Source organism: Campylobacter concisus (genome assembly GCF_002912425.1).
GTDB lineage: Bacteria > Campylobacterota > Campylobacteria > Campylobacterales > Campylobacteraceae > Campylobacter_A > Campylobacter_A concisus_AH.
Genome location: NZ_POYR01000087.1, coordinates 1 through 5,406, shown reverse-complemented (window position 1 = coordinate 5,406; position 5,406 = coordinate 1). Strand labels below are relative to the sequence as shown.

Genomic DNA, 5,406 nt, shown 5'->3' with positions numbered 1-5,406 from the left:
GGTGGAGTTAAGCGGGATCGAACCGCCGACCTCTTGAATGCCATTCAAGCGCTCTCCCAGCTGAGCTATAACCCCAAAAGATTTGGTATTTTATCTTTTTATGGCTTACATTTTTTTGAAAGTCGTTTTTATAAAATAAATTTTTAAGCAACTTTTGGGTAACATTGCAACCTTTAATGCGGGAATAGCTCAGGGGTAGAGCACAACCTTGCCAAGGTTGGGGTCGCGAGTTCGAATCTCGTTTCCCGCTCCATTAAATTTTGCCCGAGTGGCGGAATGGTAGACGCAAGGGACTTAAAATCCCTCGGTAGTTTTTACCGTACCGGTTCAAGTCCGGTCTCGGGCACCACCAAAATGGCGACATGGCCAAGTGGTAAGGCATGAGCCTGCAAAGCTTTGATCCCCGGTTCGAATCCGGGTGTCGCCTCCAACTTCAAAAATAACTGCATAAAGGGATAACGATGAAAAAATTGCTTTTAATAGTTTGTATGGCATTTTTTGCAGTAGGTTGTTCAAACACTTGGCACGGCGTAAAAGAAGATAGCCACAACGCCAAAGAATGGACTAAAGAGAAGATCAATGACGGCGCTAGTTACGTCAAAGAAAAAACAGAATAATTCTTAGTGGTTATAGCAAATTTTAAGCAAAGTTGGCTATAATCACAAATCTTTAATCGGGAGATGGCTGAGCGGTCGAAAGCGGCGGTCTTGAAAACCGTTGAGGTGTGAAAGCCTCCTGGGGTTCGAATCCCTATCTCCCGGCCACTTCAAATTTCAAATCGCTTTTTTATTTTTCAATTATTTTTATTTTTAATTTTTAGAATTTGGGCTCAACATAACTTAATATAAACATGATCCATGTTAAATTGTGGCAAAAACTGTGTTCTTGGAAAAGCTAAAAATAGCAGAATTTTAATCTCAAAAAAGTGTGAGAACAAAGTAAATTTAACGCTTAGATGAAAATATACAAAAGTACCTTGGCGATAAAGAGCAAGAGGCAATAAATGTGCCTTACCAGATGGCGAAACAAGCGTCATTTTAAGTAATAGCAAGGTCGCTGTAAGTGCCATAAAAGAGAGCGTCTTGCCAGATGGCAAAAATATAGAGGTTTTGACGATACAGTCTATCAAAGGCCTTGAAGCACAAAATGTCATCATCCACAACTTTTTGCCGTTTTTACAGACCATATATAAAAATGAAAGGGCGCTTTTTTATAGAAAAATTTACGTCTTACTAACTAGAAGCCGTGAAAATTTATATATCTCGCTGCCTAAAAATTTGGATGAAAATTTGCCAGATGAGATAAAGCAAGTGGTAGAGGTCATCAAAAAATACGCAAGCATCACGCAAGACTTGCCACCAAAAAATGAACAAATAAAAGAAAAATCAAGCCTAAAACTAGCCCAAATAAGGCTAGTTTTAAGAGGTGTAAAAGAGGTTGGCGAGCTAGTGGTGGCGGGCAGTCAGCTCTTTGCCATTATAGCTGGGCTCTTTACATAGTAAATTTTAATGGCAGCCACAGCCACAACCACATCCGCCGCTTTGTTTTATCGCGTCAAAAACTGCGTCGTAGTTTGGCTCCTGGGTCACTTCAGGGACGATTTGTTTGTGGATGATGACGCCATCTTTGATGACAAAGACCGCTCTTGCAAGCAAGCCTTTTAGCGCCCCGTCACTCATCAGCATGCCGTAGTTTTGGGCAAATTCGCCGTATCTAAAGTCGCTTCCCACGCGCAAATTTTCTATGCCCTCAGTCGTGCAAAATCTCCCCATCGCAAATGGCAGGTCGTTTGAGATGATGCTAAGTTTTACGCCGTGTTTTCCAGCTACTTTTTCGTTAAATTTACGTGCTTCTGCCGCGCAAACGCCAGTATCAAGTGAAGGCAAGCAGACAAGCACCTCTATGCCATTATTTCCGCCCACGCTAAATTCGCTAAGATCTTGCGCTACGACTCTGGCTTCAGGCGCATAAGAGCCGACAAATAGCTCGTTTCCGCTTAAATTTACATTGCTACCTTTAAATTTTGTAGTTGCCATGATTTCTCCTTATTTTTTGGCTTTTTTAAACGCTTGATCAAGGTCGGCTATTAGATCATCGACGTTTTCGATGCCGATGGCTAGGCGAAGCAAATTTTGCTTTATGCCGATCTTGTCTAGCAACTCTTTTGGATATGCCTCGTGCGTCATCGTAGCAGGCCTGCAGATAAGGCTCTCTACGCCACCAAGGCTCACCGCTAGATCAAAAATTTCTAGCGCTTTTACAAATTTATTTACATCATATTTTTCATCAAGCTCAAATGAGATAAGAGCTCCGATATCGCTTGCTTGAGCCGCTTGCATCTTTACCTCTTGCTCGCTGTATGAGCCAGGGAAATGCACCACGCTAACGGCGTCACTATCCTCTAAAAATTTGATGATTTTATGGGTATTTTGCGTTTGTCTGTCAAACCTAACGCTAAGAGTTTTAAGCCCACGTATTAGGTAGTATGCGTCCATCGGGCTGATGATGCCACCAAGCGTGTTTTTGGCAAATTTGATCTTTTCAGCCAAAGCATCGTCGTTTAGCGTAACGATACCAGCGATCACATCAGCGTGTCCGCCGATATACTTTGTAGCGCTATATACCACGATGTCAGCTCCGTGCTCAAGCACTTTTTGATAGTAAGGCGTCAAAAATGTGTTATCCACGATGACTAGAGCGCCCTTTTTGTGAGCGATCTTTGAAATTCTAGCGATATCAGTCACTCTTAAAAGAGGGTTTGAGGGAGTTTCGATGAAGATGGCTGCCACGTCGTCGCTTATGTCATCTTCGCTTAAAAAATTTAGATCATCTATAAATTCGCTCTTTATGCCGTGGCTTTCAAAAACTGTCGTGACATATCTATATGTGCCGCCATAGACGTTGCTATTTAGCAGGACTTTTTGCCCTGTTTTTATAAGGCTAAGTGCGGCTGCTGTTGCTGCCATGCCTGAGCCAAAGCTAAATGCGTATTTGCTGCCTTCAACTTTAGCAAAGATGTCATCAAATGCCTTTTTTGTAGGGTTGTTGCCGCGTGAGTAGGCAAATTCTTGAAAATTTTCAAGGTCATCTTGCACGAAGGTGCTAGCTAAAAATACTGGCGGAACGACCGCTTTGTTTGGGTTATTTTTAGCTTCGATGCCTTTTACGATTAGGGTGTCTAGTTTCATAAATTTCCTTTTTAAAAATTTACGAAATTTTACATGATAAAGATTAATTTTCCCCAAACCCACCCAAAATATAGCCAAACCAGTAAGTGGTAGTAAAAGTGCTTTTTAAATTTGCATTTGTAAGATTGCTAAGACTAAATTTAAGCTTTTGCCTGGTCTTCGCAAGCCGCCAATGTATGGTTTTTTACTCGCTTTTGGCTAAATTTTTACCATAAATTTTACTCTACTAGATCAACCGACCAGTTTGCCTCCTGAAGCTTCATCTCAAGCTCTCTGATCTCTTTTGAAAGCGCATCTACTTGCTTTTGAAGTGCGCTCACATCGACTGTGCTTAAAATTTTGATCTCGCTGTTTGAGTAAAGATCGACCTTTTGACTAGCGCTCGTGGCAAACTCTCTAAGCACGTTTGCTTTTAGCGTCAAAGCGTCCTTTTTAGCGATCATCTCAGTGAGGCTCATGCCATCAAATTTTGCGCTCGAGTTTGTTAAATTTATAGAGCAAATGAGCGTAAAAAGCTCGCTTGTTAGCTTGTCAAGCTCTTTTAAAAGCAGCTTTGGATCCTCGCTTGGACTTTCATTCTCCTGCGTTTTTGCGTTGCTAAGTAGTCTAACTTTTAGCTGTTCGATGCGCTTTTGCGTGTCAGATCTTAGGATGAGAGCCTGAGCTAGTTTCATCACTTTTCCTTTTTTGGTATTAAATTTTTAAATCATCTTAGTATCTTTTGGGTTATAATTGATTTAAAATTTTATTTAAGGAAAAGCTATGAAGTACGATTTTGACACATTAGTAAGCAGAGAAGGCACAAACTCATCAAAATGGCGTATGAAGAGCGATGTTTTGCCGATGTGGGTTGCGGATATGGACTTTAAGGCTGCACCTGAAATTTTAAGTGTCTTGCAAAAGCGCCTTGATAACGGCGTCTTTGGCTACTCTTTCATCCCAAAAGAGTGGAATGAGGCGATAAAGAGCTGGTGGCAAAGGCGCCATAACGTGAGCTTAGAGAATGAGTGGATGTGCTTTTGCACGGGCGTCATACCAGCTATCTCGACTGCTATTAGGAGATTTAGTAGCCCGGGAGATCAAATTTTAGTGCAAGCGCCCGTTTATCACGTCTTTTTTAACTGCATAAAAAACAACGGCCGTGAAATTTTATCAAACGACCTTGTTTACAAAAATGGCTCTTATGAGATAGACTTTGACGACCTTGAGGCAAAGCTAGCCCAGCCACTAACGACCATGATGCTACTTTGTAATCCCCACAATCCAATAGGTAAAATTTGGGACAAAGAGACGCTAAAAAAGATAGGTGAGCTTTGCTACAAGCACGGCGTTTTGGTCATTAGCGATGAAATTCACTGCGACATAACCGACCCTAGGCTAAGCTACGTACCATTTATCAGCGTTAGCGAGGAGTGCAAAAACAACTCCATAACGTGCATATCGCCAACAAAGGCCTTTAACATAGCTGGCCTTCAAAGCTCAGCCGTCGTCACGCCAAATGAAAAGATCAGATCAAGACTAAATGCTGCTATCAACTACGATGAGGTTGGCGAGGCAAATGCCTTTGCGATCATCGCCGCAATCGCCGCTTTTAACGAGGGCGAGGCATGGCTTGATGAGCTAAGAGAGTATCTTTTTGAAAACAAAAAGGTCGTTGCAAACTTCATAAAAGAGCAAGGCTTGCCAGTGAAGCTCTTGCCATCGAGTGCGACCTACCTTTTGTGGCTTGACTGCAGTGCGTTTTGCGAGGATTCGAGCGAATTTATGAATTTCTTGCGCGATAAAGCGGGACTTTGGCTAAATGACGGCAACGCTTACAGAGGAGATAGATTTTTCCTTCGTATGAATATCGCAACGCAGCGCGAAAGGGTGCTTGAAGGGTTAAAACGCTTGCAAAAGGGGATAAATTTATACACTTCAAAAAGATAAATTTTGGCTGGGTGGCTTTGAAATTTAAGCCGCCCTTGCTTGATACAAAAATCTACTTGGAGCATTTTGAAGCAACAAATACTGCTCCATTTCTTAAATATCAAAGTAAGTTTTACTGATAAATTTAAAGGTGAGATAGTTGTTTTGGTTTCGTTTTATAGCGCTAAATTTAAAGTGAAAGCCACCGCATCAAAATAGGGCGGTAGCTAAAACGAGTATTTTATGTCATTTCAAAGCTATAAATATCGCGCCTATTGCTTGCTAAATTTAGCAACTCAAAAGAAATTTG

6 protein-coding genes and 5 tRNA genes are annotated in these 5,406 nt (G+C 41.5%); 7 read left to right on the top strand and 4 right to left on the bottom strand.

The genetic code is table 11. The features are described from left to right. Positions 1-2: 2 nt before the first annotated feature. A tRNA-Ala gene (locus tag CYP84_RS04935) sits at positions 3-75 on the bottom strand. Positions 76-178: 103 nt separating this feature from the next. Here CYP84_RS04935 and CYP84_RS04930 point away from each other — a divergent pair. The 6 genes from CYP84_RS04930 (at position 179) to CYP84_RS04910 (ending at position 1,499) form a co-directional block, all read left to right on the top strand. Beyond that, positions 179-253: transfer RNA gene (locus CYP84_RS04930), tRNA-Gly, on the top strand. Between the two features lie 9 nt (positions 254-262). Then, positions 263-349: transfer RNA gene (locus CYP84_RS04925), tRNA-Leu, on the top strand. Positions 350-356: 7 nt separating this feature from the next. Then, positions 357-430 (top strand) — tRNA-Cys (locus CYP84_RS04920). A gap of 31 nt (positions 431-461) precedes the next feature. Continuing rightward, positions 462-617, top strand: coding sequence for a hypothetical protein (locus CYP84_RS10740; RefSeq protein ID WP_021086361.1), 156 nt, complete (start codon positions 462-464; stop codon positions 615-617). 57 nt (positions 618-674) lie between these two features. Then, positions 675-764: transfer RNA gene (locus CYP84_RS04915), tRNA-Ser, on the top strand. A 318-nt stretch (positions 765-1,082) separates the two neighbouring features. Further along, positions 1,083-1,499 (top strand): ATP-binding domain-containing protein, encoded by a 417-nt coding sequence (locus CYP84_RS04910; RefSeq protein WP_103636865.1) that lies wholly within the window; start codon positions 1,083-1,085, stop codon positions 1,497-1,499. Between the two features lie 6 nt (positions 1,500-1,505). Here the strand turns inward: CYP84_RS04910 and tpx are convergent, their stop codons facing one another. The 3 genes from tpx to CYP84_RS04895 form a co-directional block, all read right to left on the bottom strand. After that, the gene (gene tpx / locus CYP84_RS04905; RefSeq protein WP_103636864.1) at positions 1,506-2,036 is read right to left on the bottom strand and encodes a thiol peroxidase; all 531 of its coding nucleotides are present in this window, start codon (positions 2,034-2,036) and stop codon (positions 1,506-1,508) included. 9 nt (positions 2,037-2,045) lie between these two features. Further along, positions 2,046-3,188, bottom strand: a complete 1,143-nt coding sequence (locus CYP84_RS04900) for a trans-sulfuration enzyme family protein (RefSeq protein ID WP_103636863.1) — start codon at positions 3,186-3,188, stop codon at positions 2,046-2,048. A gap of 218 nt (positions 3,189-3,406) precedes the next feature. Beyond that, entirely contained in the window at positions 3,407-3,862 is a 456-nt protein-coding gene (locus CYP84_RS04895; RefSeq protein WP_103571487.1) for a DIP1984 family protein, read from the bottom strand. Positions 3,863-3,950: 88 nt separating this feature from the next. Between CYP84_RS04895 and CYP84_RS04890 the strand changes: the two genes are divergently transcribed. Continuing rightward, positions 3,951-5,117 carry a MalY/PatB family protein gene (locus CYP84_RS04890; RefSeq protein WP_103636862.1) on the top strand — a complete coding sequence of 389 codons (1,167 nt, stop codon included), beginning with the start codon at positions 3,951-3,953 and terminating at the stop codon, positions 5,115-5,117. Positions 5,118-5,406: the final 289 nt, after the last annotated feature.